Source organism: Paraburkholderia strydomiana (assembly GCF_046030495.1).
GTDB classification, from domain to species: domain Bacteria; phylum Pseudomonadota; class Gammaproteobacteria; order Burkholderiales; family Burkholderiaceae; genus Paraburkholderia; species Paraburkholderia strydomiana_A.
Genome location: NZ_JAQQCJ010000001.1, coordinates 136,354 through 162,506 on the forward strand (window position 1 = coordinate 136,354; position 26,153 = coordinate 162,506).

Consider the following 26,153-nt stretch of genomic DNA (forward strand, 5'->3'; position numbering starts at 1 on the left):
TCGCGGTTTCGCGCACCTGTACCCCGGAAAACGCGCGCGCGGCGCGCCTCATCGCCATGCATCGACGATGATCCGCTTCAGCACGTGCAGTTTGCGGTGCAGGAAATGTTCCGCCCCCGGAATCACGACCACCGGCAATTCCTGCGGACGCGCCCAGTCGTAAACGGATTGAATGGGCACGGTCTCGTCGGTCTCGCCGTGGATCACGAGCGTGTTTTCCGGCACCGGCGCAACATCCCAACGGCTCGCCGCGGTGCCGACCAGCACCATTCGCTCGATCTCCTGACCTTCTTCGCGCAGCTTCGCGGCCACGTGCGACAGCACGAAGGTGCCGAACGAAAAGCCCGCGAGCACGAGCGGCAGATCGCCCTGCCCGGCTTCCGCGCGCATGTGGTCCAGCACGGCGCGCAGATCGTCGCGCTCGCCGATGCCCGCATCATGTTCCCCCTGCGTCTGGCCGACGCCGCGAAAATTCGAGCGATAGGTCACGTAGTTCAACTGCACGAGGGTGCGCGCGAGCGTCTGCGCGACCTTGTTGTCCATCGTGCCGCCGAACAGCGGATGCGGATGCGCAACCAGTGCGATGCCGCGCGGCGCGGCGCCGTTCTCGCGCATCCCGTCGGGCAGATCCAGCGCGACCTCGATCTTGCCGACCGGGCCGTCGATCAGATATTTCTTCGTGTGTACGTTCATGGCAATGCTTATTGATCGATTTTCAGACGCTCGACAACCTTGCCGTTCAGGAGGTGCGAGTCGACGATCTCGTCGATGTCGCTCTCGTCGACATACGTGTACCAGACGCCTTCGGGGTAGACGACGAGCGTCGGACCCAGCTCGCAGCGATCGAGGCAACCGGCCTTGTTGATGCGCACCTGGCCGGGTCCGGCAAGGCCCAGTTTCTTCACGCGCTTTTTCGCGTACTCCTGCATTTCCTGGGCGTTGCAGTTCGCGCAGCTCGGGCGCTCGGCACCGGGTTCGCGCTGATTCAGGCAGAAGAAGACGTGGTGCTTGTAGAAGGAATCCATGATGTCCGGGGCGAGACTGTAAGGGAGGGTCATGGCGCTGTCGGCGCGCCTCGTGTGCGGTCGATTATAGCGAGCGGGGCTGATGGCCGCCGATGCGGGCCAGGGACGACGCATGCTGCACGGGTACATTCCGCTTGTGTCGAGCAGGCCTCACACGTACCTCACACGCGCTTCATACGCCGCTTGAGCCACGCCTGCTCGACGACAAACGCCAGCCACACCAGCGCAGCATACGGCCAGATCCACGCGAGCCAGTGCGCGAGTCCGTTGAAGTGCAGATAACGCCCTTGCCGCCAGTCGGCCAGCACGACATCGAAATAAGGATTCACCGGCAGCAGATTGACGAACACCAGCGCGACCACCAGCGCCACGCTCGCGAGCGCCGCGCGCGAGCGGCGCCGCAGATGCAGCGCAAGCAGCGCGGCAGCGGTGCCGCACACGAGCCCAGTGAGCGCACCGGGCGTCGCCCAGTCGAACGCGAGACCCGACTGCGACTGCAAGAAAGTCGCGCCCACCTTCACGCACAAAGTGACGACGATGAACATGAGCAACAGCCGCACCCGCGGCGCGTGGCGGCGCACCGGCAGCGACGCCAGCGCGAGCGCGGCGAACAGGTTCAGGGTGGTGATCACGGCTTCCCACACGTCGTCGGGCAACCATGCGGCGGCCACGGCCGGCCATGCGCCGGCGTGCCAGCCCTGCGGCGTCCACGCGAGCAGCGCGTCTTGCGTCGTCGAATCGAAGCGCATCCAGAGCGCGCGCGGCCAGTTGCCGAGACCGAACAGGCGCGGCGCCGGGTACATCGTCGCGAACGGCCATGCGACGACCAGACACGCGAGCGCCGCACGATCGCGCTCGAACCACAGGAGCCGCATACGCCGCAGCAAGCCGCGATCGAGCAGCGCGCCGGTCGCGGGCGACATCATCGCCGCGCCGAGCAAAGCGCCGAGCGCGTTGGCGGCCAGATCGAGGTTGGACGCGACGCGCGTCGGCAGATACGTTTGCCCCGCTTCCATCACGCCCGACAGCAGCCCGCCGAGCACGAAGGCCAGCGCGACCGCCAGCGGGCCGCGCCAGCGCGGATAGACCGCGAGCACCGCCAGCGCGCCGAACGGCATATAGCCGAGCACGTTGGTGACGACGTCGAACGCCGTCAGGTACTGCGGCATGGGATCGAACAGATAGGCGAACGGCCCGAGCCCGAGCGAACGCCAGCCCGAAAACGGATACCACGAACCGTACACGATCAGCGCCGCGTACAGGAGCAGCGCTTGCCGGGCCAGCACCGACGGGCGGCGCAGCCAGGGTCGTTGGCTCATTCAGCGCTCCGTTGCGTGCGCTGCGGGCCCGTCATTGCGCGGCGACCAGCGCCTGCGTGCCGAGCCACGCACCGATCTGCGCGACCAGATCGTCGCTGGCCGTGGCGAGCGCGCGCGCGCCGCCGACGGCGTCCGCGGAACTGGCCGGCGCCTGCGCGACGAACGTGCGCTGGCCGATCACCTTGCCGCTCCGTATGAGCGTGGCGCGCGCGGTGATCGCCCCATGGCTTTCCGTCCGGCTGTCGAAAACCTGCTCGAACTGGCTCAGGTCGACTTTCAGCACCGGCGCGGACACGCCGTCGGCGCCCGTCAGCACGGTGCCGTGCGAACTGAGCGCGCCGCGCAGACGCTGGGTCAGCAGCTGCGAAGGCATCATGGTCCAGTGGCTGTTCGCGTACGACGCGATCTGCTGCGCGTCGGCATAGCTGAGGCGGTACAGCAGCCGGTTCGATTCGAGCACCTCCGGCGCGCTCACATCGAGCACCTTCACGGCCGGCAAGGTGCCCGCCGACACCGCCGCGCCCGGCGGCCCAAAGTCGAAGCGCGTGTCGGAGAGCGCGGCGGGCGCACTCATGCAGCCCGCAGCCAGCACGCCGAACGCGAACAGCACCGCCACGGCGGCGCTCGAGGACAACAATCGGTGAATCGGACGTGACATGAGCGTTCCTTTCTTCAAATCTGCGGATTCATCGGGCGGCGCGGCCGGCGGGCCAGGCGAAGCCGGCCTCGCCGGGTCCGGGCGCCGCGGGCGGCGCGCCGAACAGCACGCTGCGCGGACTGGTGCTGAACGTGTCCGCCGCACGGTCCACCGAGCGGGCCGCCGAACGCACGTCGTCGGCGAGCGAGTTGACGCGCGGCAGCGTGTCGTAGCCGACGCGCGCCGACAACTCCTGCAACGTGGCGTTCATCGATGTCAGCGCGTCGCCCGCCTGTTGCGCCGCCGTGCCGACCTTGTTCAGATTCATCTCGAACGGACCGTTCGGACGGTTCAGGCCGGTGATCAGTTGATTGGTCGACGCCAGCGTGCGGTCCAACTGGTCGATCGTGCCCGGCAGCTTGCCGGTGACCGGTGTGATCTGCTGGGTCAACGTGGCGACGCCGTCGGCGGCCTTCTGGATGCTGGCCGCCGTGGCGTGCAACTGGTCGGCCATTTCCGGCGAGAGAATATTGTTCACGTCGTCGGCGACTTTTTCGAGCTTGCGCAGCAGGATGTCGCCACGTTGCTGCAATTGATCGAGCAGGCCGGGGCGCATCGGCAACTGCGCGACCGCGTGAATCGACGACGGCAGCGGCCGCGGGTCGCGCCCGTTGTCATCCAGCTGAATGAAGGCGATGCCCGTCACGCCCTGAAAGCCGAGGCTGCCGAAGGTCGAGTGAGTAATCGGCGCGCGCGTATCGACGAGGATGCGCACCAGAATCTGCCCCGGATGACTCGGATCGAATTTGATCGACTGCACCTTGCCGACGTCGAGCCCGCGATAGCGCACCGCGGCATCGGCAAACAGACCGGTCACGTTGGTGCGCGCAATCAGGTCGTACGGCACGCGCACGGAACGATCGACGTTGAACAGAAAAGCCGCCGCCGCGATAGCCAGCAGCAGGACGATCGTGAAGAGTCCGGCCCAGAAGGCATGCGATTTGTTTTCCATTGTCAGGTTCCCTGGTTCACAGCGGCAATTCGGACGATGCCGGCTCGAGCGCCGCGCGCGGCAGCCTCGCGCGGCGTTCCGGCGGCAGCGCCTGCAACGCGCGGCGCCCGCGCAGGCCGAGGAAATATTCGCGGATGAACGGATGATCGACGCCCGCCGCCTCCTCGACCGGCGCGGCGACCAGCACCTTGCGATCGGCCAGCACGGCGACGCGGGTGGACAGCGCGATCATCGTGTCGAGATCGTGCGTGATCATCACCACCGTCAAACCGAGCGCGCGATGCAGCGCGGAGATCAGCTCGACGAATTCGTCGGACGCCTGGGGGTCGAGCCCGGCGGTCGGTTCGTCGAGGAACAGCAGCTCGGGTTCGAGCGCGATCGCGCGGGCAATGCCGACCCGCTTGATCATGCCGCCCGAGAGCGCCGACGGCATCTTCGACGCATGCTTGCACGGCAGGCCGACCATCTCGAGCTTGAGCATGACGATGTCGCGCAGCAGGTCCTCGGGCACCACGCCCAGTTCGCGCACCGGCTGCGCGATGTTGTCGAACACCGACAGCGACGAGAACAGCGCGCCGCGCTGGAACAGCATGCCGGAGCGGCTGCGCATCAGCAGCGCGGTTTCCGGCGAGATGGTCGCGAGGTCCTCGCCGAACAGTTTGATGGTGCCGGAGGACGGCCGCTCGAGACCGAGAATCTGCCGCACCAGCGTGGTTTTGCCCGAGCCCGAGCCGCCGACGATCGACATGATCTCGCCGCGCCGCACGTCCAGGTTCAGATGCTGGTGCACGATGTTGCGGCCGTAGCGCTTGGTGATGTCGATCACCTCGATCACCGGCTCGGCGATCGACGGCACGGGCTGGCCGCGCACGGCCTGGGTGAGTGGCGCGATCATCCTAACCCCACGTTCTGGAACAGGATCGCGAACACCGCGTCCGCGAGAATCACGATGGTGATCGAGGTCACCACCGAGGTCGTCGTGCCTTCGCCGAGACTCTGCGAATTGGCCTTGATGCGAAAGCCGAAGTGACAGCCGACGATCGCGATCAGCATGCCGAACGCGACGCCCTTGCCGAGGCCGATCCACAGGTTCGCGATCGGCACCACACCCGGCAACGCTCGCGCGAAGTAACTCATGTCGATGCCGAGCACGAGCTTGGCGGCGAGCGCGCCGCCGGTCAGCGCGATGATGTTGGTCCACATGACGAGCAGCGGCATCGCCACGCCGAGCGCGATCACGCGCGGCAGGATCAGGCGCAGGCCGTGCGGGATGCCCATTACGCGCATCGCGTCGAGTTCCTCGGTCACGCGCATCACGCCGATCTGCGCGGTGATCGCCGAGCCCGAGCGCCCCGCCACCAGAATCGCCGACAGCACCGGGCCTAGCTCGCGGATCACCGAGAGCCCGAGAATATTGACGATGTACTGGTTGGCGCCGAACAGCCGCAGCTGCTGCGCGGACAGATAACTGAGCACGATGCCGATCAGGAACGCGACCAGCGCGGTGATCGGCAGCGCGCGGGCGCCCGCGTTGTAGACGTTCGCCGAGATCTCGGTCCACGGCGTGATTTTCGGCTTGCGCACGATCGCGAGCAGATCGAGCACGACGCGACCGAGCATGCCGACGCCGCCGTACAGGTGCTCGAAGAACGAGAAGATCGCGAGACCCAGCCGCGTGAACGGGTCGAACTTGACCACCGGTTCGGCCTTCTCGCGCACCGTGTCGAGCAACGCGATGCGCTCGAAGATGTCGCGCTGCGTGTCGGTGAGCGTGGTGTCCGGGGGCATCCGGTGGCCCCACACGCGCCACAGCGCCTGACCGCCGACGTGGTCCATCCGGTCGATGCGCGACAGGTCCCACTCGCCAATGCCCTCAGCGCCGGCGAGCGAGCGCAACAGAGGAATCACGTGGCCAGTGGCGCGGTCGCGCGCGAGCGCGAGCGCCGTCCACTGGCCCGAGAGCCGGACGATCTTGCCTTGGCTGCCAGCCGCGACTTCAAGGCCGGGCGGAGTGTCGTAGTTCAAGGATCGCGAGAATCTGGTTATCGGATTAAGGGCCATTGTAGCGAAGGCGCGGCAGATGGGCCGTGCTCAAAACCCCATGGAGTTCGCTGTCGCTACAATATGCGGCATGAACGCTTCCAAGACCCCACCCCAAGCCGGCGGCGCGGCTGCGGCCGGCGCCGACTGGCGCATCGACCGCGAGCGCGCGGTCGCGCTGTTCGGCGCGCACGCGCATGACTGGCCGATCGAAATCGTCGAGGAAACCGGCTCGACCAACGCCGACCTGATGGCCCGCGTCAAGGCGCTGCCGCGTAAAGCCGGCGCGCTGCCGCGCCCGATCGTGCGAGTCGCGTATCTGCAAACCGCCGGCCGCGGCCGGCGCGGCCGTCCGTGGTACGCGGAGCCGGGCAATGCGCTGCTGTTTTCGGTCGCGTGCGTGTTGCCGCGTCCGCTGGAAGGGCTGGCCGGGCTGAGCCTTGCCGTCGGCGTCGCGCTCGTCGACGCGCTGCGCTCGCTGCCGGTCGCCGGTCCCGGCCAGATCGCGCTGAAGTGGCCGAACGACGTGCTGCTCGAAGGCGACAAGCTGGCCGGCATCCTGATCGAAACCGCGTGGAGCACGGACGACGCGAGCGCCGTCGTGATCGGCATCGGCACCAATGTGAAAGGCGCGGACGAACTGGCGGCCAAGGTCGGCGCGCTGAACGCCGATGTGCCGCCGCAGGCGCGCGGCACGATGCCAACTGCGCTGCAACGCGCGCTGCCCAACGCCAATCTCACCGACACGCTCGCCGCCGAGCTGAACGCGCTCGAACCGGCTTTGCAGCGCTTCGGCGCGGAAGGCTTCGCGCCGTTCCAGGCACGCTGGAATGCGGTGCATGCGTATGCGGGCCGCGAAGTCGTGCTGCTGGAACAAGGTGTGGAACTGACGCGCGGCGTGGCGACGGGTGTCGACGAGCGCGGCCAGTTGCTGCTCGACACCGCCACCGGCCGCCAGACCATCGCGACCGGCGACGTCTCGTTGCGTCTGGCCGACGGTGCCGCATGACGAGCGGCGCGCCTTATCTGCTGATCGACGCGGGCAATAGCCGGATCAAGTGGATGCTCGTGCAGGCGAACGGCACGCAGCTCGCCGCCGGCGCGCTGGCACACATGAACCATGCGGCGCAGGGCAGCGCCGATCAGCTCGACTGGTCGAACTTGCCGGCGCCGGGCAGCGCGTGGTTATCCAATGTCGCCGGTGAAGGCGTCGCCGCGCGAGTCGCGGCGCTGCTCGATGCGCACTGGCCGCAACTGCCGCTCACTACGATCCGCGCCCGGGCGCAGCAATGCGGCGTGACCAATCGCTACACCACCCCCGAGGCGCTCGGCAGCGATCGCTGGGCCGGCATGATCGGCGCGCATGCGGCGTTTCCCGGCGAACACCTGCTGATCGCGACGTTCGGCACGGCGACCACGCTCGAAGCCTTGCGTGCGGACGGCTGTTTTGTCGGCGGTCTGATTGCGCCGGGCTGGACCCTGATGATGCGTTCGCTCGGTGAGCACACGGCGCAACTGCCGACGCTCGACGCCGCCGCGGCACGCGGGTTGCTCGATGCCGATGACGCGCCCGACACCGCACGCCGCGGCCCGTTCTTCGCGACGGATACGCCGCGCTCGCTGTCGGCCGGTTGCACGCTGGCGCAAGCCGGCTTGATCGAGCGGATGTGGCGCGACTTGCAGGATGAATGGCAGGTGCCGGTGCGGCTCGTGGTCAGCGGCGGCGCCGTGCACGAAGTGGCGGGTGCGCTCAAAGTGCCGCATACTCGCCACGATTCGCTCGTGCTGTCCGGCCTCGCGCTGATTGCGGCCGAGTGCACAGGGCAACAGAGCGCCTGAATCGCTACGCCGCAAACATAACAACGGCTCAACTCTCTCTGGACGGGACCATCCACAATGCTCCGCTGGCCGATCGCCATCTTGCTTCTTGCCAACATTCTGGCATTCGTCGCGGTGCGCGGCGTATTCGGCCCGGCGCCCACGGCTGGCGGCCGCGAGCCCAATCATCTGAATCGCCAGGTGCATCCGGACTGGCTGAAAGTGCAGCCGATCACCGCTACCGAGGCCGCCGATCAGCCGGTCGTCGGCGGTCCGGCGCCGTCGGCGCCGGTTGCGGCATCGACGTTGCCGCAGTAAAAAGCTTCAGGCGAAAGCACGACCACAGCGCGGCAATTGCGGTTTCTTATGAACGCGAACGCGCTGCGTAACCTTCAGCGCAACACCGTTCAACCTTGCGTGCGGACCTTCTTCAGAAGTGCGGTGGTCGAGCGATCGTGCTCGAAAGGAATCGCCAACGCCTTGCCGCCCCAGCCTCGCACGATCGACGACTCCGGCAACACATCCATATCGTAGTCGCCGCCCTTGACCAGCACGTCCGGCCGCAACGCCGTGATCAGTTCCACCGGCGTCTTCTCGCCGAAGCACACCACGTAGTCGACGCTCTCCAGCGCCGCCAGCAACGCCATGCGGTCGGCTTCGTTGTTGATCGGCCGGTCATCGCCTTTGCCGAGCATGCGCACCGACGCATCGCTATTCACACCGACGACGAGGCACGCGCCCAACGCCTTCGCATCGGCGAGATAGGTCACGTGCCCGCGATGCAGGATGTCGAACACCCCGTTGGTGAACACGAGCGGCGCGCTCAACGAAGGACGCAGCTTCACCAGTGCATCGCGCGTCAGAATCTTGCGTTCGAAAATAGCAGCCATGACAAAGTCGGAGAGAGAAAAATGCCGTCACGATACACGGTGCACGCGCTGAAGCAAAACGGCCCGACAAGCTCACGCCTGTCGGGCCGTTCCTGAAACCGTCAAACCGGCTCGCGGCTTAGGCACTAAAGCGCGCCTGAATCCGCGAAACCTGATCACCTCGTCACGCCGGTTGTTCAGCCGACTTCTGCTCCGCCTGCAAGCGCGCGACCACTTCCTTGCGATAGCGGTTCAATTCCTGCGCCGTGGTGAACGTGCGCTCGAACAGCAGCGACAGATTATGCAAAATACGCTCGACCACTTTCTTTTCCCAGCCGTCGTCGAAACGGATCTGTTCGTCGAGCCAGCGCTCGAGCCATTCCGGATCCGGCAGACGCGATTGAATCGTGTCGCGCGGGAACAGCGCCTGATTCACGTGCAGGTTCGTGGGGTGCAGCGGCTTTTCCGTGCGGCGCGCCGAAGCCATCAGGACACCGATCTTCGCGAATGCAGCGCGTGCGATGTCGCCGGTTTGCACCATCGCCTTCTTCATGTAGCGCAGATACGCGCCGCCATGACGCGCTTCGTCGCGCGAAATGGTTTCGTAGATCTGCTTGATGACCGGCTCGGTGTGCCATTCGGCTGCACGGCGATACCAATGATTCAGGCGGATTTCGCCGCAGAAGTGCAGCATCAGCGTTTCGAGCGGCGGCGCCGGATCGAATTCGAAGCGCACGGCGTGCAGTTCTTCTTCGGTCGGGCACATTTCCGGTTTGAAGCGGCGCAGATATTCCATCAGCACCAGCGAATGCTTCTGTTCTTCGAAGAACCACACGCTCATGAACGCGGAGAAATCGCTGTCGTGATGGTTGTCACGCAGAAACATTTCCGTGGCGGGCAACGCCGACCATTCGGTGATCGCGTTCATCTTGATCGTCGCGGCCTGCTCGTCGGTCAATAGCGATGCATCGAACTTGTCCCAGGGAATGTCTTTTTCCATGTCCCATCGAACGGATTCGAGCGATTTATAAAGTTCCGGATAAAGCATGGTGTTCATAGTCCCACCCCTGTTCTGCGCATACTGTCTGTGTCTGTAACTACTACGTGTAGCACTTTCGCTCACGACGAACGAAATACACCGTTTGTCGGCCAAGCATTCAATTTTACGCGGTAATCGGCTGCCTAGATGCACCTGGCAGCAAAAGAAGTGCGGGCGTTTTGCGCCAGCGTTAACCCGTAAGTTACGCGCTGTGCGGCCAACCGTGGGTGAGGGATACCCTATGCCTGAGGTCGAGCCAGTTTGCGATGAAAACCGCACCGTCCAGCCCTGCGCCGGTCGCACCGGCGGCAAATGAAGCGAGGGCGGCTGAATTGGTTCTTGTCAACGCACGCCCAAAAGCCAAATGAAGCTTACACAATGATAGCACGCGGACTTTACCGATTTCGCATCATAAGGCCCGCAATTCCGGTGCCCGCTTGACCTGTAGCAAAAAGCCCGCAATCGGCGCAGTGTGCCTGGTAATCGGCGGCAAAAGCATGACAGGCGGCGAATTTGTCGTTTTGGGTCGGGCCGGCCTCGAGATTTTGGCGCGGCGGCGCGACACGCGCGCCGCCGTCTTTCGTTCCTGCCTTTAAATAGACTTTTTCGCGGTCGAACCACTCGCGCCCGTGCTGCCCGCGCGTTTTGCGGAGGTCGACGCACGCTTTGCCGCCGGCCGCTTCTTCGCGGGCGTTCCGGCTTGCTGCGATGCCGAGGCGTGAGCCGCCGCGCCGCGCGCCGCCGACGACTTCGCCGCATCCTTTTTGGCGTCCCTCGCTGCCCCGCTTGCCGCGGCTGCGGTGGCTGCCGGTTGCGTCATCGCGAACTGGGCGATCTGGTCGAACTGCGATTGCAGCAGATTCCACCAGGCCGACGCGTCGAACGGCGGCGTGGCGGGGGTGTCCTCTTCCGCGTTGCCTGCGGCAGCCGCACTGTCCGATGGCGCGGCGCTCGGCGCGGCCGGTGTCGGCGCAGGGGCCGCCGGATGCGGCCAGCCGCTCGCCGGCGCGGGGCTCGGCGCGGCGGACGCCGCGGCCGGCTGCGCCATCGACGACTGCGCGAACGCACCAAACGCACGCAGTGTCGCGAGCGTCGCGCGCTGCACTTCGAGCGCCTGAATCGCGGACTGCAGCATGCTCAGATTCAGCTTCAGCCATTGCTCGACGGCGCGCATATCGGTGATGCGCTTGTCGAGTTCTTCGACGTTGGTGAGCGGCGCCATCATGTCGGACATCATCGACAGCGACGGCCCGAGGCTGCCGCCCGGTTGCGCGCCGGTGAGCGCGGAGCCGAACGGCGAGAGCCGCATCATGCCCCACATGCGATCGAGCATTTCAGCGGGCGGGAACCCAGGAAAGCCGGGAAAGGGCGGCGTGGAATCAGTCGTGTCGGTCATGCTTGTCGCCTCGATGCATTGGGGGAAGGGATGAGCGCGATTCGCGCGTATGCGATCCGATCATACCGTGCGAAGCACGGCCTCAGGACCGCTCGTTGCCCGCTGCGCCGTTGTTCGCGCTGTCATTGGTGCCTTGATTCGCGCGGTTATCCGACGGCGCCTGCGGCTGGCCGCGCCACGGATCGCTTGCGCCGAAATCAGGCGCGCGGCGCTCACGCAGCGAGTTCACGCCCTCGCGCACGTCCGGCCCGGCAAAACCCATGAATTCCAGCGCGAGCGACGTATCGAACGCGGGGCCCGCCGAGCGCAGCCAGTTGTTCAACGCATACTTGGTCCAGCGAATCGCCGTCTGGGAGCCGTTCGCGAGTTTCTGCGCGACTTCGAACGCCTTGGGCAGCAGATCGTTTTCATCGACGGCGAGCGACACGAGGCCGATGCGCTCCGCCTCTTCGCCGCTCACCGGTTCGCACAGCATCAGGTAGTACTTGGCCTTCGCCATGCCGCACAGAAGCGGCCAGACGATCGCCGCGTGATCGCCGGCGGCGACGCCGAGGCGCGTATGACCGTCGATGATGCGCGCGGTCTTCGCCGCGATCGAGATATCGGCGAGCAGGCCCGCCACGAGTCCCGCGCCGACCGCCGGACCATGCATCGCCGACACGACCGGCTTGCTGCAATTGATCACGTTATAGACGAGATCGCGCGCCTCGCGCCACACCCGCGCGCGCACGTCGAAATCGGTCGCCATCTCTTCCACGAGTTGCAGATCGCCGCCGGCCGAAAAGCCCTTGCCCTCGCCGCGAATGATCGCGACGCGCGTGTCGGGATCGCGGTCGATGTCGCGCCAGATCTCGGCGAGTTCGAAGTGCATTCGCGCGTTGGCCGTGGCGAGTCCGCTTTTGTTCGCGCCCTCGCCGCTCATCACGACTTCGAGCACGCCGTGCGGATGGCGATGCAACTGCAGCGACTGATAGTGCGCGTAGTACGCGTCGTTGCTGTGGCCGTTACTGTGTGGTGCCTGAGACATGATGAGCAATCCGTATGTCGCTGTGTCTGTTGAACCGGGGCCGCGCGAACGGCAAATGCGGCGGCAGGCGCCGCAACGTCAACGCGGCTGATAAACCCATTTAGCGTTCCTGATTTCGACCATCACGCGCGCGCGCTGATCGAGCCCGAGATGATCGGTGGCGCTCATGTTGACCACGCCGTTGGTGTCCGCGAGGCCGTGCGTCGCTTCGAGCGCATCGCGCAGCGCGCGGCGAAATTCCGGCGTGCCCGGCGCGCCCGCCTTCAGCGCGATCGGCACGGCGTGGTCGAGCAACGCGCCCGCGTCCCACGTGTACGAGCCGAACGCCGACACGCTGCCCGGTCCGCGCAACGCCTCGAAGCGCGCGATATAGTCGAGCGCGAGGCGTTTTGCCGGATGATCCGCCGGCAGTTGCGCCGCGACCAGCACCGGGCTCGCGGGCAGGAACGTGCCGTTGCAGTCGGCGCCGCAGACGCGCAGGAAGTCGTTATTGCCGACGCCGTGATTGTGATAGATCAGGCCTTTGTAGCCGCGTTCACGCAGCGTCTTGGGCGGCAATGCGGCGGGCGTGCCGGCCGCGCCGACCACCACCGCATCGGGATGGGTCGCGATGATCTTAAGGACCTGGCCGGTCACGCTCGGATCGGTGCGATTGAAGCGCTCGCTCGCCACCATGCCGATGTGATGCAGTTGCGCGAACTTCGCGACTTCGGCATAGAAGGTCTCGCCGAGCGCGTCCGCCTGGCCGATGAATGCGATGGTTTTGACGCCGTGCGTGCTCGCGTGTTCGGCGATGGCCGAGGCCATCATCGCGTCGGTCTGCGGGGTCTTGAATACCCAGTGGCGTTTCGCGTCGACGGGCTCGATGATTTTCGCCGACGACGCGAGCGAGATCATCGGCGTTTCACCTGCGGCGACCACGTCGATCATCGCCAGCGAGTTCGGTGTGATCGACGAACCGATGATCGCGTCGACGCGATTTTCGGAGATCAGCTTCTTGGTGTCCTGCACGGCCTGGGTCGTGTCGGACGCGTCGTCGAGCACGATGTATTCGACTGTCTGTCCGCCGATCTGTTTGGGCAGCAGCGCGACGGTGTCGCGTGCGGGAATGCCGAGCGACGCAGCCGGGCCGGTGAGCGACAGCACGAGGCCGATCTTGACCTGCGCGATCGCCAGCGCGGGCAACGCGCCGGCGAGTACCGTGCCTAGCGCGGCGGCGCGGCGCACGAAACGGTTGCGCGCATGGCTCGCGCGCATGCATGCACTCACGTTCGACGCGCGAGCGCGCCGGCTTCCAGGCTCAAGGGATTCCAATCGCGGCATGCTGTCTCCTCACGTCGGTTTTTCGTTTTGATGGACTGCCGATGCGCTGCGCCCGCGCCGTCGGGCGCGGCTTTTTGCGCCATTGTTTTCACTGCACGACTTGCGATGAACCGGCGGCCCGCCACCCCGGCCTTGCCGCCGCGCCAGTCAGTGTAGCCGCGCGCCGTGGCGGCGGCATCGGGCGAAACCCTTTCGTCTGCGCAAGGTTGGCGCGAACGCGGTTGCGCATTTCGCCCCGCCGCCAGGCTTCAATCCAGCGGCGCGATGCCTTGATCGATCGAACCGAAAATGGACTTGCCCGCTTCGTCGAACATTTCGATCTTCACGGTATCGCCGTATTTCATGAACTCGGTTTGCGGCGCGCCGTGCTCGATGGTTTCGAGGCAGCGCTTCTCGGCGATACAGCAATAGCCGCGCTTCGCGTCCTTGTTCGACACCGTGCCCGAACCCACGATCGCTCCGGCGCGCAGGTTGCGCGTTTTCGCGGCGTGCGCGATCAATTGGCCGAAGTGAAACACCATGTCGGTGCCTGCGTCCGGCTGGCCGACCTTCTTGCCGTTCCAGTGGACGATCATCGGCCGGTGCACGCGGCCTTCGCGCCAGTGTTCTCCGAGTTCGTCGGGCGTGACCGCGACCGGCGCGAACGACGTGGCGGGCTTGCTCTGGAAAAAGCCGAAGCCCTTCGCGAGTTCGGCAGGAATCAGATTGCGCAGCGACACGTCGTTGACGAGCGTGATCAGGCGCACGCTTCTGAGCGCCTGGTCGGGCGTGACGCCCATCGGCACGTCGGCGGTGATCACGGCGACTTCCGCTTCGAAGTCGATGCCGAACGCCTCCGAGGCGCACACCACGTCGTCTTTCGGGCCGATGAAGTCGTCGCTGCCGCCCTGGTACATCAGCGGATCGGTCCAGAATTCCGGCGGCATGTCCGCGCCGCGCGCGCGTCGCACGAGTTCGACGTGATTCACGTACGACGAGCCGTCGGCCCACTGGAACGCACGCGGCAGCGGCGCCATGCATTCCCTGGCGTCGAAGGAAAAGCTGTTGCGCGCGCGGCCCTGATTGAGCGCGTCGTACAACTCGTGCAGTTGCGGCGCATAGAAGGACCAGTCGTCGAGCACGCGCTGCATGGTGGGCGCGATCGCATCGGCAATGGCCGCGGTGTGCAGGTCGCGGGACACGGCGATCAGTTGGCCGTCGCGCGTGCCGTCCTTCAGCGTGGCAAGTTTCATAGGAGTGAACCGTGGTAGTGACGATGGAGGGAATCTATTCTACGATGGTGAATCGGCGTGACCCAAGTGGCCGGGGAGTGCCGGGGCAAGGGGCGCTGCTGGCTGCCGGTTGCCCTGCACGATACCGGTGCGTTGACGGGCGACCACGACTGCGCGCGAACGCCGCTATCCAATGTGCCGCCACTCATTTCTTTCCATCATCTTTTGAACGCGCTCGATGCGCCCCGCTCATGCCTCCAACCACCCGCTCGGGCGCGATCCGCACCGACACCGCCTCAGCTGACCCGCTCGACGCCTCCGAAGCCGACGACGAAAGCATCGAGGCCGGCGAGGAGAAACTGCGCTCGGGCATCCAGTCGATTGAAGTCGGCTTTCGCCTGCTTGACGTGCTGACTCGCGAACCGCGCGCGATGATGCTGCGCGATCTCGCGCAGCGCGCCGGCATGAGCCCGGCGAAGGCGCATCGTTATCTGGTGAGTTTTCTGCGCCTCGGCGTCGTCGCGCAAGACCCGCTGTCGGGCCGCTACGAACTCGGCGGTTTCGCGTTGCAACTGGGTCTTGCGCGGCTTGCGCGCGTGGACGGCGTCAAGCTCGCGCGAATCGCGCTCGCCGAGTTGCGCGACCGGCTCGATCTGACGGTCGGCATCGCCGTGTGGGGCAATCAGGGGCCGACCATGGTTCACTGGATGGAGTCGAGCCATCCGGCCAAGGCGTCGCTGAAACTCGGCGACGTGATGCCGCTGCTCAGTTCCGCCACCGGCCTGCTGTTCGCCGCCTATCTGCCGGCGAGCAAAACCGCCGCGATGCTCGAGCGCGAACTCGCCGATTCGCGCCGCTCGTCGCAGATGGGCGGGCCGGGCACGCGCGAGGAAGTCGACAAGGTGCTGGCTCAGGTCCGCGAGCATCAGGCGGCGCGCGTGGAAGGCATGTTGCTGCCGACTATCCACGCGTTCTGCATGCCGGTGTTCGACTCGACCGGCGAACTCGCGCTCGGCCTCGTCACGCTCGGCCAGGAAGGCGGGTTCGATATCCGCTGGGGCGGCGAGATCGATACGGCGCTGCGTGAATGCGCGCAAAAGCTCTCGTACGAGCTAGGGTATAGTGCCGCGCCACGTCACGAAAATTGAGGGGCCGGGTGGGGTTGCGGTCGTCGGCAGTTTGATTCGATGTCGGCGGTATGGGGTTGCGGGCATGGTCGACGCTGCCGCCATGATGGACACGGCGGGCCGCGTCGCACGCATAGGGCCCCGGCGTGTTTTCGCCGTCGCGGAACATCATGCGCGGCTGCGCGGTCGAATCCGTTCGCCGCTTGCCGTGCGTGCGCACGTCGCAGTGAACGCCTTTCGCGCGTCAGCCGACACCCGTGCGCCCCGCAGCGCCCGCATCCATCCCGACCCATTCCATCCACCCACATTCAATCGCCGATGGCCTCAGCTCCCGCCACACGCCGCGTCAATCGCCTGCCGCCCAACGGGCGGCGCGGCGGGTCGCGCGCGTGGCGATGGCTTGCGGTGCTGGCCGTGGTGGCCGTTCTGCACTGGATTGCCGCGCAGTGGTTCGAACGCAACCGCGCGACGCTCAATCCAACCGATCACGAGAACGTGCCGGTGCAGGTCGCGCTGCTGACGCCCGAGCGCATCGAGCGCAAACCCGCGCCGGCCGCGCCACCCGTGCCCGCCCCGGCGCCCGCCCATAAGGCCGCGGCGAGTCCACCGCGCGAACACGTGCTGACCGCCCTGCAGCCGGCAACGCAAGCTACGCCGCCAGCCGCGGCTGCGTCGGACGTGGCGGCAAGCGCGCCGGCCGCGGCGGCGAGTCCCAATGCCCACGCCGATGCCGCCGCAAATGCCGCAGACACAGCCAGCACACCCGCTGCGGCCAGCGCGCCTCAAGCGGCGCCTGGGGTGAAGTTTTCGGTCCCGCCATCCGCCGAATTACAGTACGACACGTTCTACAACGGCGTGCGCAATCAGCCCGGCACGATCCACTGGACCAGCAACGCGCAAGGCTACGAGATGATCGTGTCCGTGCCGCTGCCGTTCGTCGGCCCGTTTGTCTATTCGAGCCGTGGCCGCCTCGATGCGTTCGGTCTCGCGCCCGATCAGTACAGCGAAAAGCGCGGCCATCGGGCGGAAGACATCGCCATCTTCAACCGCACCGATAAAAAGATCGGCTTCACGCGCACACCGGCCACGCTGCCGCTGGCCGACGGCGCGCAGGACCGTTTCAGCATGGTGATGCAGCTTGCGAGCCTCGTACGCGGCGACCCGTCCGCGTATAAGCCCGGTGTGACCCGGCAGTTCTTCGTCGTCGATAACGACAGCGGCGAGAACTGGCCGGTCGAAACGATCGGCGACGAGACCATTCGCACGGCCGAAGGCTACCTCGACACGCGGCATTTCAAACGCTTGCCGCGTCATGACGGCGACATGCGACGCATCGACGTGTGGCTCGCGCCGTCGCTCGGCTGGCTGCCCGCGCGCATCGTTCAAACAGAACCGAACGGCACGCAATTCGAACTGGTGTGGCGCGGCAAGCTCTCGCTCGACGATGCGGGATCGACCGGCGGTAGCGGCAATGACGGCGGCGCGGCCGCTTCGCCCTCGCCGTCGCCGTCGCCGTCGCCGTCGCCCTCGCCCTCGCCCTCGCCCTCGCCTGACAATTCAACCACCTCGCCCGCCGACGCATCGGCACTTACGCCCGAACCCGCGCCCGCCGCACCGGTCGATCCGACCGCCCCGGGCAACGTCAAACCCTGACATCCCCACAACCTGAACAGGGTCTCGACCGGATCGCCGAACTTCCACGACGACGCCGACTCGCACCAGTTGCTGCAACCGTTCGCGCGTGCGCTGCGTATATGGATCAGCCCCAAATCGCGGGGGCGGAACACGACGCGTGCAAACGGACGAACGGACCTTCCACTGCGTTCCCTTCAAGGAGCCCGCATGCAAGTGAACATCAACGGAATCGAAACGCGCTATGTGCTGAGCAACGAGGGCGGCGGCCCGTGGCTGACGTTCATCCACCAACTGGGGGGCGATCTGTCCGTCTGGGACCAGCTTGCCGGCTATTTCCGCGACGACTACACCGTGCTGCGCTACGACGTGCGCGGCCACGGCGAGACGGCGGTATCCGGCAAGCCGTTCAGCGTCGACGATCTTTCAAACGATCTCGCCGCGCTGCTCGATGCGCTGGGTGCCCCGACGACTCATCTGGTCGGCATGTCGATGGGCGGCATGATCGCGCAGCAATTCGCGCTGAACCACCCTTCACGCGTCGACACCTTGACGATCGCCGACAGCACGGCCGGCACGTTGCCGGAGAACCGCGCCGTCTGGGATCAACGCGCCCATGCAGCGCGCAGCGACGGCGTCGCGGCGCTGGTGCCCACGACTTTGAGCCGCTGGCTCACACCCGGCTTTCAGGCCGCGCACCCCGAAGCGGTAGAGCAGATTCGCGACGTGCTCGCCCATACGTTGCCAGAAGGCTACGCCATGGCATGCGAAGCGCTGCGCGATTTCGACGTAAGCAGTAAGCTGGGAAGCATTCGTTGTCCAACCTTGACCGTGGCGGGCCACCACGACTCAGGCACGCCGCCTGCTGCTACGCGTGCAATAGCAGACGCCATCGAAGGCGCACAGTTCGAACTCCTCGACGCCGCTCATCTCGCGCCCATCGAGCAATCTCACCGTTTTGCTGCACTGCTTGAAACGTTTCTTGAAAGGCCGGTCTAACCGGTAGGTTCGGACGCTGGGCAAGCGTCACATCCGGACCCACCCCTTGAATTCCACCACATACGCTCCACGTATGGTGCAGAAACGGCCAGGAGCCAACGGAAATAAGGAGTGTCGCCATGCAAATGATCTACAACAGCCCCAACTATTGTGTCGTCGAGTTTCCGCCGCAGGAAGGTCCTCTGGCCATGAAGTCGGGTGGCTACGAGATCGTCGATAAAAACATGCAGCGCGAAATCTACATCGACGGTGCAATGGCGGCGCGCTTTCGCGAGCACGTGCAGAAGTTGATCGAAGAGGAACCGTCTCTGGACGAGGTCGACGAATTTCTCGGCCAGTTCGACAGCCTGATGCACCAACCGGTGATCCTTCACTAACCGCGGGATTCGCTTCAATCTCTTTGGCGACATGGATTGACCGCGCCGTCCGGCCCGGCCGGCGGCCTTTATAAGGCGGTCAGCACTCGTAAAACGGCCCAGCAGGCTTTTGCCTCGCTGGGCCGTTTTCTTGGCAGCGCGCTTTGGCCTCGCCAACGGTTTGTCCCCGTACCGCTTCTCGCATTATCTTTGGCTCACTGCCTTGCCCCGCACGCCCGGGCGTGGCTTCACCCGCGCCGGGCGCATCCGCCCGGCAGCGGCTACAATGACAGGTTTCCCGAAAAAGCCGGCGCAAGCCCTCATCCGCCATGAACCAGCCTGCTCAAACCGCCACGCCAGTCCGTTCCGAGCCCGCCTACACGCGCGGCACGGCGCTCCCCGCGCTGCTCAAATCGCGCATCCTGATCCTGGACGGCGCAATGGGCACGATGATCCAGCGCTACAAGCTCGACGAAGCCCGCTATCGCGGTGAGCGCTTCAGGGACTACGGGCGCGACATCAAGGGCAACAACGAGTTGCTGTCGATCACGCAGCCGCAGATCATCGCCGAGATTCATGAGCAGTATCTGGCGGCGGGCGCCGACATCGTCGAAACCAACACGTTCGGCGCGACCACGGTGGCGCAGGCGGACTACGGCATGGAAGCGCTGGCCATCGAGATGAATCTCGAGTCGGCAAAACTGGCGCGCGCCGCGTGCGACAAGTATTCGACGCCGGACAAGCCACGCTTCGTCGCGGGCGCCATCGGACCGACGCCGAAGACCGCGAGCATTTCCCCTGACGTGAACGATCCGGGCGCACGCAACGTGACCTTCGACGAACTGCGCACCGCCTACTACGAGCAGGCCAAGGCGCTGCTCGACGGCGGCGTGGACCTGTTCCTCGTCGAAACGATCTTCGACACGCTCAATGCCAAAGCCGCGCTGTTCGCGCTCGACGAGCTGTTCGAAGACACGGGCGAGCGTCTGCCGATCATGATCTCCGGCACCGTCACGGACGCGTCGGGGCGTATTCTGTCGGGGCAAACCGTCGAGGCGTTCTGGAACTCGCTGCGTCACGCGAAGCCGCTTACGTTCGGTCTGAACTGCGCGCTGGGCGCGGCGCTGATGCGCCCGTACATCGCCGAACTGGCGAAGCTTTGTGACACTTACGTGTCGTGCTATCCGAACGCCGGTTTGCCGAATCCGATGAGCGACACCGGCTTCGACGAATTGCCCGCGGATACCTCCGGCCTGCTCAAGGAGTTCGCCCAGGCCGGTCTCGTGAACATCGCGGGCGGCTGCTGCGGCACGACGCCGGAGCACATCGCGGCGATTGCCCAGGCGCTCGCCGAAGTGAAGCCGCGCCAGTGGCCGACCCAGTATCGCGACGCCGCCTGAGCCCGGCGGCCCGAGTTCGGGCCGCCGCTCCCGCAGTACCGAAATAGCCGCACCGTAGCCGCACCTCAACGCAAGCAATCGACTCGCACATACGCCATGACCGATCACACCATGCGCCTTGCCGGCCTCGAGCCGTTCAACGTCACGTCCGGGACGCTTTTCATCAACGTCGGTGAACGCACCAACGTGACTGGCTCGAAAGCGTTCGCGCGAATGATCCTGAACGACCAGTTCGACGATGCGATTGCCGTCGCGCGCCAGCAGGTCGAAAACGGCGCGCAGGTCATCGACGTCAACATGGACGAAGCGATGCTCGATTCGAAAGCGGCGATGGTGCGCTTCATGAATCTGATCGCGTCGGAGCCGGACATCGCGCGCGTGCCGATCATGATCGACTCGTCGAAGTGGGAAGTGATCGAAGCGGGCCTGAAGTGCGTGCAAGGCAAGGCGATCGTCAACTCGATCTCGCTGAAAGAAGGCGAAGAGGCGTTCCGCCATCACGCGAACCTGATTCGCCGCTACGGCGCGGCCGCCGTGGTGATGGCCTTCGACGAACAGGGCCAGGCCGACACCTTCGAGCGCAAGACGCAGATCTGCAAACGCTCGTATGACTTCCTCGTGAACGAAGTCGGCTTCCCGCCGGAAGACATCATCTTCGATCCGAACATCTTCGCGGTCGCCACCGGTATCGAAGAACACAACAACTACGCGGTCGACTTCATCAACGCGACGCGCTGGATTAAACAGAACCTGCCGTACGCGAAGGTGAGCGGCGGCGTGTCGAACGTGTCGTTCTCGTTCCGTGGCAACGACCCGGTGCGCGAAGCGATCCACACCGTGTTCCTCTATCACGCGATCCAGGCGGGCATGGACATGGGCATCGTCAACGCGGGCCAGCTCGGCGTATATGCCGACCTCGACCCCGAGTTGCGCGAGCGCGTGGAAGACGTGGTGCTGAACCGTCGTGAAGACGGCACCGACCGTCTGCTCGAAATCGCCGACAAGTTCAAGACCGGCGCCGCGAAGAAGGAAGAGAACCTCGAGTGGCGCAACCAGCCGGTCGAAAAACGTCTGGCGCACGCACTCGTGTCGGGCATCACCAATTTCATCGTCGAAGATACCGAGGAAGTGCGTGCGAAGATCGCGGCGGAAGGCGGCCGCCCGATCAGCGTGATCGAAGGTCCGCTGATGGACGGCATGAACATCGTCGGCGACCTGTTCGGTCAGGGCAAGATGTTCCTGCCGCAGGTCGTGAAATCGGCGCGCGTGATGAAGCAGGCGGTCGCGCATCTGATCCCGTTCATCGAAGAAGAAAAGAAGCAGCTCGCCGAAGCCGGCGCCGACGTGCGCGCGAAGGGCAAGATCGTCATCGCCACGGTGAAGGGCGACGTGCACGACATCGGCAAGAACATTGTCTCCGTGGTGCTTCAGTGCAATAACTTCGAAGTGGTCAACATGGGCGTGATGGTCTCGTGCAACGACATTCTCGCGAAGGCGAAGGTCGAAGGCGCGGACATCATCGGGCTCTCCGGGCTGATCACGCCGAGCCTCGAAGAGATGGCCTACGTCGCGTCGGAAATGCAGCGCGACGACTACTTCCGCGTGAAAAAGATTCCGCTGCTGATCGGCGGCGCGACCACCTCGCGCGTGCACACCGCGGTGAAGATCGCGCCGCATTACGAAGGCCCGGTGGTCTATGTGCCGGACGCGTCGCGCTCGGTGTCGGTGGCGTCGAGCCTGCTGTCCGATGAAGGCGCGGCAAAATACGTCGACGAACTCAAGGCCGACTACGACCGCATCCGCGACCAGCACGCCAACAAGAAAGCGCAGCCGATGGTCACGCTCGCCGAAGCCCGCGCGAACAAGACCAAGGTCGACTGGGCGAACTATCAGCCGGTCAAGCCGAAATTCATCGGCCGCCGTGTGTTCAAGAACTTCGATCTGAACGAGCTCGCGAACTACATCGACTGGGGTCCGTTCTTCCAGACCTGGGACCTGGCCGGTCCGTATCCGGCGATCCTGAACGACGAGATCGTCGGCGAATCGGCAAGACGCGTGTTCTCGGACGGCAAGTCGATGCTCGCGCGTCTGATCCAGGGCCGCTGGCTGCAGGCCAACGGCGTGATCGCGCTGCTGCCGGCCAACACGGTCAACGACGACGACATCGAAATCTACACGGACGAATCGCGCTCGGAAGTCGCACTCACGTGGCGCAACCTGCGCCAGCAAAGCGTGCGGCCGGTGGTGGACGGCGTGATGCGGCCGAACCGGTCGCTCGCCGACTTCATCGCGCCGAAAGACTCAGGCGTGGCCGACTACATCGGCATGTTCGCGGTGACGGCGGGTCTGGGCGTCGACGTGAAGGAAAAGCAGTTCGAAAAGGATCACGACGACTACAGCGCGATCATGCTGAAGGCGCTCGCCGACCGCTTCGCCGAAGCGTTCGCCGAAGCGCTGCACGCACGCGTGCGGCGCGACCTGTGGGGCTACGCGAACACCGAAACCCTCTCGAACGACGAGCTGATCGCCGAAAAATATCGCGGCGTCCGTCCGGCGCCCGGCTATCCGGCCTGCCCGGATCACCTCGTGAAGCGCGACATGTTCGACGTGCTGCACGCCACCGAAATCGGCATGAGCGTGACCGAATCCCTCGCGATGCTGCCGGCGGCCAGCGTGTCGGGCTTCTATCTGGCGCACCCGGACAGCACGTATTTCTCGGTCGGCAAGATCGGCCAGGACCAGCTCGAAGACTACGCGCAGCGCATGTCGCTGTCGAAAAAGGACGCCGAGCGCGCGTTGGCGCCATTGCTGTAAGCCTTGTGGCGGGAAACCCACCATATCGGGTCTGAAAGACTGAATATTTGCGGCAGCGTAATTTTCGGCTTTGTAGACTGGGTCGGTTTCATCCCGCCAGGCGCGGCCAAAACGCGTCGGCTTATCTAATTGCAATCGTCAACGGAGAAAATCGTATGAAAAAGCTGGCGCTGTTATTGACTGCTGTTTCGCTTGCCGTGGGCGCCTCGGCGGCGCTGGCCCAGCCCGCCGCCCCCGGCGGCTCCAGCGCGGTCAGTTCGTATTCGCCGCCGGTTCAGAAGCACGTCAAGAAACCGAAGAAGCAGAAGACGAAGAAAGGTGCGTCGGCGCCCGCTGCCGCCCCGGCAGTGGCCGCCAGCCAGTAAGCGGCACGGCCGGCCCCGGCCCGCTGCAAAAACAAAGAGCCCGCGTCGAGCGGGCTCTTTTCATTGGTGCGTCAGGCCTCGGGCCTCGCGTGGTCAGCCATTGCGGCTGCCGCACACGCTCTCGCGCGGCATGCGGGGGGTCAGAGCCCCCAAACGATGTCCGCGTTTGCCTTCTGCGCCGCGCGCAGCATGTCGAGGAACGGATACGCGCGTTGCGCGAGCCCCGGCGGAATCTCGTGATGATCATGACCATCTTCGCCTTCGTGGAAATGGCCGTCGTGCTCGGCGCGTTCCTGCTTGTCGAAGGTGATGGCGGTTTCGAGCTTCTCGATAGCCGGGCCCAGTTCGTCGTGAGTGATGACGCCCCGCTCCCCAAGGCGTTTGCCGACAATGCCGACCAGATACTGAGCCAGATTCTCCAGCATCATCACGTCTGGGCAGGCGCGGCATTTGAAAGTAATCAGCATGACTGTTCCCTTTTTCGTTATGTTGGATCGACGCGCGAGCGGCCCGAAGGCGGCTGCCGGCGCGCATGACGCGCCTGTCACGACAACTCGCCGGTCAGGCGCGGCGGCCACGGCCCTTGCTGGGCATCTCATTGAACATATTAGCACCTGCTAAAATCCGTCTGGACGGAAAAGCGCGCCGCCCTGCGCCGCGCGAGGCGAAGCGCAAGCAGCGTGGCCGGGCCGGTTGGCCCCAACTCGCATGCCGTGGCAGTCGACACCGCTGCAAGTTGCCGTGCACCGCTTACCGCGTTGCAGACAACGTGCCCGATGGCGCTTCGGATGTACCCCGGCGCCTTCGAAAAGCCGCGCCGGTGCCTCGCCGCTTTCCACGCTTCTAACGAATCGGCCGCGCCAGCCACGCGGCCGGCGCCTCTTCCGCATCACCGGATTGCCTCACTGGACTCGCAACAAGCATGCTGCCCGCACATAAACATACCCTCGAAACCCTGCTCGCCGACACCGTGAAGCAGGTCGCGCTCGCCACGCAAGGCGCGAGCGAAGCCGCTTTCGTGTCGCCCACCATCACACTCGAACGCCCGAAGGTCGCCGCGCACGGCGACGTCGCGTGCAATGTGGCGATGCAACTCGCCAAGCCGCTGCGCGCCAATCCGCGCCAGCTGGCCCAGCAGATCGTCGACGCGCTGCTCGCGCAGCCGCATGCCCAGGGTCTCGTCGAAGCAGCCGAAGTGGCCGGCCCCGGCTTCATCAACTTGCGCCTCACGGCCGCGGCCAAGCAGGCGGTGATTGCCGCCGTGTTCGCCGAGAAAGGCGCATTCGGCCGCTCGCAACGCGACGCCGGCAAGCATGTGCTGATCGAATTCGTGTCGGCCAACCCGACCGGGCCGCTGCACGTCGGCCATGGCCGCCAGGCCGCGCTCGGCGACGCGCTGTCGAACGTGCTGGCCTCGCAGGGCTGGGATGTGCATCGCGAGTTCTACTACAACGACGCCGGCGTGCAGATCCACACGCTCGCGCTGTCCACTCAGGCGCGCGCGCGCGGCCTCGCTCCCGGCGACGAGGGCTGGCCGGCTTCGGCGTACAACGGCGAGTACATCGCCGATATCGCGAAGGACTATCTGAACGGCGCGACGGTGGCCGCGAGCGACGGCGAGCCGGTCACCGGCGCGGGCGACGTCGAGAATCTCGAAGCGATCCGCCGTTTCGCGGTCGCGTATCTGCGCCGCGAGCAGGACATGGACCTGCAGGCTTTCGGCGTGAAGTTCGACCAGTACTACCTGGAGTCGTCGCTGTACACGGAAGGCCGGGTCGAGAAAACCGTCGAGGCGCTGATCGCCGCCGGCAAGACCTACGAGCAGGAAGGCGCGCTGTGGCTGCGCACCACCGACGACGGCGACGACAAAGACCGCGTGATGCGCAAGACCGACGGCACCTACACCTACTTCGTGCCCGACGTCGCCTATCACGTCGCCAAGTGGGAGCGCGGCTTCACTAAAGTTATCAATGTTCAGGGCTCGGACCACCACGGCACGATCGCGCGCGTGCGCGCCGGCCTGCAGGGTCTCGGCGTCGGCATTCCGAAGGGCTATCCCGACTACATCCTGCATAAGATGGTCACGGTCATGCGCAACGGCGAAGAGGTGAAAATCTCCAAGCGCGCCGGCAGCTACGTGACGGTGCGCGACCTGATCGAATGGTCGGGCGGCGCGACGCCGGGTTCGGAAGCCGCTGTCGACCTGATCGACGAGGAAACGATTCGCCGCGGCCGGGACGCGGTGCGCTTCTTCCTGATCTCGCGCAAGGCGGACACGGAGTTCGTGTTCGACATCGACCTCGCACTGAAGCAGAACGACGAAAATCCGGTGCATTACGTGCAATATGCGCACGCACGGATCTGCTCGGTGATCGCCGAATGCAAGGCGCGCTACAACACGGACGAAAGCACGCTCGCGAACGTAGACGTCGCACCGCTCAAGAGCGAACGCGCGATGGCCCTGCTGAACAAGCTCGCCGAATTCCCGGACATGCTGCAACACGCGGCCGACGAACTCGCGCCGCACGCGGTCGCGTTCTACCTGCGCGACCTCGCCGGCGAATTCCACTCGTTCTACAATGACAGAGCCGAACGCGTGCTGGTCGACGATGCGGCCGAGCGCAATGCACGCGTCGCGCTGCTCGCGGCCACGCGTCAAGTGCTGGCCAACGGTCTCGCGACGATCGGCGTCTCCGCTCCCGTCAAGATGTAAGTCCTCCGACGCAACATGCACGCGGCCGTCG

Annotated in this window: 24 protein-coding genes and 1 pseudogene; 11 read left to right on the forward strand and 14 right to left on the reverse strand. The window is 65.5% G+C overall.

Going from position 1 to position 26,153, the window contains the following annotated elements:
- Positions 1–48: 48 nt before the first annotated feature.
- The 7 genes from PQQ53_RS00655 to PQQ53_RS00685 form a co-directional block, all read right to left on the reverse strand.
- Positions 49–693, reverse strand: a complete 645-nt coding sequence (locus tag PQQ53_RS00655) for an alpha/beta hydrolase (protein ID WP_408145538.1) — start codon at positions 691–693, stop codon at positions 49–51.
- 8 nt (positions 694–701) lie between these two features.
- Positions 702–1,025 (reverse strand): (2Fe-2S) ferredoxin domain-containing protein, encoded by a 324-nt coding sequence (locus tag PQQ53_RS00660; RefSeq protein ID WP_408145750.1) that lies wholly within the window; start codon positions 1,023–1,025, stop codon positions 702–704.
- 161 nt (positions 1,026–1,186) lie between these two features.
- Positions 1,187–2,344 (reverse strand): VanZ family protein, encoded by a 1,158-nt coding sequence (locus tag PQQ53_RS00665; protein WP_408323077.1) that lies wholly within the window; start codon positions 2,342–2,344, stop codon positions 1,187–1,189.
- Between the two features lie 31 nt (positions 2,345–2,375).
- A complete protein-coding gene (locus PQQ53_RS00670) occupies positions 2,376–3,002 on the reverse strand; it encodes an ABC-type transport auxiliary lipoprotein family protein (protein ID WP_408323078.1) in 627 nt (208 codons plus the stop codon).
- A 28-nt stretch (positions 3,003–3,030) separates the two neighbouring features.
- Positions 3,031–3,993, reverse strand: coding sequence for an MlaD family protein (locus PQQ53_RS00675; RefSeq protein WP_408145532.1), 963 nt, complete (start codon positions 3,991–3,993; stop codon positions 3,031–3,033).
- 16 nt (positions 3,994–4,009) lie between these two features.
- Positions 4,010–4,888, reverse strand: a complete 879-nt coding sequence (locus PQQ53_RS00680; RefSeq protein WP_408157440.1) for an ABC transporter ATP-binding protein — start codon at positions 4,886–4,888, stop codon at positions 4,010–4,012.
- A complete protein-coding gene (locus PQQ53_RS00685; protein ID WP_408145528.1) occupies positions 4,885–6,018 on the reverse strand; it encodes an MlaE family ABC transporter permease in 1,134 nt (377 codons plus the stop codon). Before PQQ53_RS00685 ends, PQQ53_RS00680 begins: the two co-directional genes overlap by 4 nt.
- Before the next feature lie 106 nt (positions 6,019–6,124).
- Between PQQ53_RS00685 and PQQ53_RS00690 the strand changes: the two genes are divergently transcribed.
- Genes PQQ53_RS00690 through PQQ53_RS00700 form a run of 3 tightly spaced genes read left to right on the forward strand, consistent with a single transcriptional unit; the run spans position 6,125 to position 8,169 of the window.
- Positions 6,125–7,042, forward strand: a complete 918-nt coding sequence (locus PQQ53_RS00690) for a biotin--[acetyl-CoA-carboxylase] ligase (protein ID WP_408157438.1) — start codon at positions 6,125–6,127, stop codon at positions 7,040–7,042.
- Entirely contained in the window at positions 7,039–7,872 is an 834-nt protein-coding gene (locus PQQ53_RS00695) for a type III pantothenate kinase (protein ID WP_408150331.1), read from the forward strand. Before PQQ53_RS00690 ends, PQQ53_RS00695 begins: the two co-directional genes overlap by 4 nt.
- Before the next feature lie 57 nt (positions 7,873–7,929).
- On the forward strand, positions 7,930–8,169 hold the full coding sequence (locus PQQ53_RS00700; RefSeq protein ID WP_408150333.1) for a hypothetical protein: 240 nt from the start codon (positions 7,930–7,932) through the stop codon (positions 8,167–8,169).
- Positions 8,170–8,258: 89 nt separating this feature from the next.
- Here the strand turns inward: PQQ53_RS00700 and rfaE2 are convergent, their stop codons facing one another.
- The 6 genes from rfaE2 to PQQ53_RS00730 all read right to left on the reverse strand — a co-directional run bounded on the left by rfaE2 (position 8,259) and on the right by PQQ53_RS00730 (position 14,737).
- Positions 8,259–8,741: a D-glycero-beta-D-manno-heptose 1-phosphate adenylyltransferase gene (rfaE2, locus tag PQQ53_RS00705; protein ID WP_408150335.1), complete on the reverse strand. Its 483-nt coding sequence runs from the start codon at positions 8,739–8,741 to the stop codon at positions 8,259–8,261.
- 163 nt (positions 8,742–8,904) lie between these two features.
- Complete coding sequence (locus PQQ53_RS00710; RefSeq protein ID WP_121316394.1) at positions 8,905–9,777, reverse strand: ferritin family protein; 873 nt, start codon at positions 9,775–9,777, stop codon at positions 8,905–8,907.
- A gap of 574 nt (positions 9,778–10,351) precedes the next feature.
- Positions 10,352–11,155, reverse strand: coding sequence for a PhaM family polyhydroxyalkanoate granule multifunctional regulatory protein (locus tag PQQ53_RS00715; protein ID WP_408323079.1), 804 nt, complete (start codon positions 11,153–11,155; stop codon positions 10,352–10,354).
- Positions 11,156–11,237: 82 nt separating this feature from the next.
- Positions 11,238–12,182, reverse strand: a complete 945-nt coding sequence (locus tag PQQ53_RS00720; RefSeq protein WP_408323080.1) for an enoyl-CoA hydratase/isomerase family protein — start codon at positions 12,180–12,182, stop codon at positions 11,238–11,240.
- 78 nt (positions 12,183–12,260) lie between these two features.
- Entirely contained in the window at positions 12,261–13,505 is a 1,245-nt protein-coding gene (locus PQQ53_RS00725) for an ABC transporter substrate-binding protein (protein ID WP_408157432.1), read from the reverse strand.
- Between the two features lie 248 nt (positions 13,506–13,753).
- Positions 13,754–14,737 carry a fumarylacetoacetate hydrolase family protein gene (locus tag PQQ53_RS00730; RefSeq protein WP_408323081.1) on the reverse strand — a complete coding sequence of 328 codons (984 nt, stop codon included), beginning with the start codon at positions 14,735–14,737 and terminating at the stop codon, positions 13,754–13,756.
- Positions 14,738–14,967: 230 nt separating this feature from the next.
- Here PQQ53_RS00730 and PQQ53_RS00735 point away from each other — a divergent pair, with 230 nt between their 5' ends.
- From PQQ53_RS00735 to PQQ53_RS00765, 7 genes and pseudogenes are all read left to right on the forward strand, one after another.
- A complete protein-coding gene (locus PQQ53_RS00735; protein ID WP_408323082.1) occupies positions 14,968–15,864 on the forward strand; it encodes an IclR family transcriptional regulator in 897 nt (298 codons plus the stop codon).
- Positions 15,865–16,161: 297 nt separating this feature from the next.
- Positions 16,162–17,496, forward strand: a complete 1,335-nt coding sequence (locus PQQ53_RS00740; RefSeq protein ID WP_408323083.1) for a DUF3108 domain-containing protein — start codon at positions 16,162–16,164, stop codon at positions 17,494–17,496.
- Positions 17,497–17,685: 189 nt separating this feature from the next.
- The gene (locus PQQ53_RS00745; protein ID WP_408157462.1) at positions 17,686–18,474 is read left to right on the forward strand and encodes an alpha/beta fold hydrolase; all 789 of its coding nucleotides are present in this window, start codon (positions 17,686–17,688) and stop codon (positions 18,472–18,474) included.
- Between the two features lie 119 nt (positions 18,475–18,593).
- Positions 18,594–18,851 (forward strand): BTH_I0359 family protein, encoded by a 258-nt coding sequence (locus tag PQQ53_RS00750; RefSeq protein ID WP_007179533.1) that lies wholly within the window; start codon positions 18,594–18,596, stop codon positions 18,849–18,851.
- Positions 18,852–19,159: 308 nt separating this feature from the next.
- Positions 19,160–20,230: a homocysteine S-methyltransferase family protein gene (locus PQQ53_RS00755; protein WP_408323084.1), complete on the forward strand. Its 1,071-nt coding sequence runs from the start codon at positions 19,160–19,162 to the stop codon at positions 20,228–20,230.
- A 69-nt stretch (positions 20,231–20,299) separates the two neighbouring features.
- A pseudogene (gene metH / locus PQQ53_RS00760) lies at positions 20,300–23,044 on the forward strand (methionine synthase); the annotation flags it as partial.
- Between the two features lie 155 nt (positions 23,045–23,199).
- Positions 23,200–23,409: an acid-shock protein gene (locus PQQ53_RS00765; protein ID WP_408150350.1), complete on the forward strand. Its 210-nt coding sequence runs from the start codon at positions 23,200–23,202 to the stop codon at positions 23,407–23,409.
- 140 nt (positions 23,410–23,549) lie between these two features.
- Here PQQ53_RS00765 and PQQ53_RS00770 read toward each other — a convergent pair whose 3' ends face one another.
- Positions 23,550–23,876 carry a DUF1840 domain-containing protein gene (locus PQQ53_RS00770; RefSeq protein WP_408323085.1) on the reverse strand — a complete coding sequence of 109 codons (327 nt, stop codon included), beginning with the start codon at positions 23,874–23,876 and terminating at the stop codon, positions 23,550–23,552.
- A 455-nt stretch (positions 23,877–24,331) separates the two neighbouring features.
- Here PQQ53_RS00770 and argS point away from each other — a divergent pair, with 455 nt between their 5' ends.
- Positions 24,332–26,122: an arginine--tRNA ligase gene (gene argS, locus PQQ53_RS00775; RefSeq protein WP_408150354.1), complete on the forward strand. Its 1,791-nt coding sequence runs from the start codon at positions 24,332–24,334 to the stop codon at positions 26,120–26,122.
- The last annotated feature ends 31 nt before the right edge of the window (positions 26,123–26,153 follow it).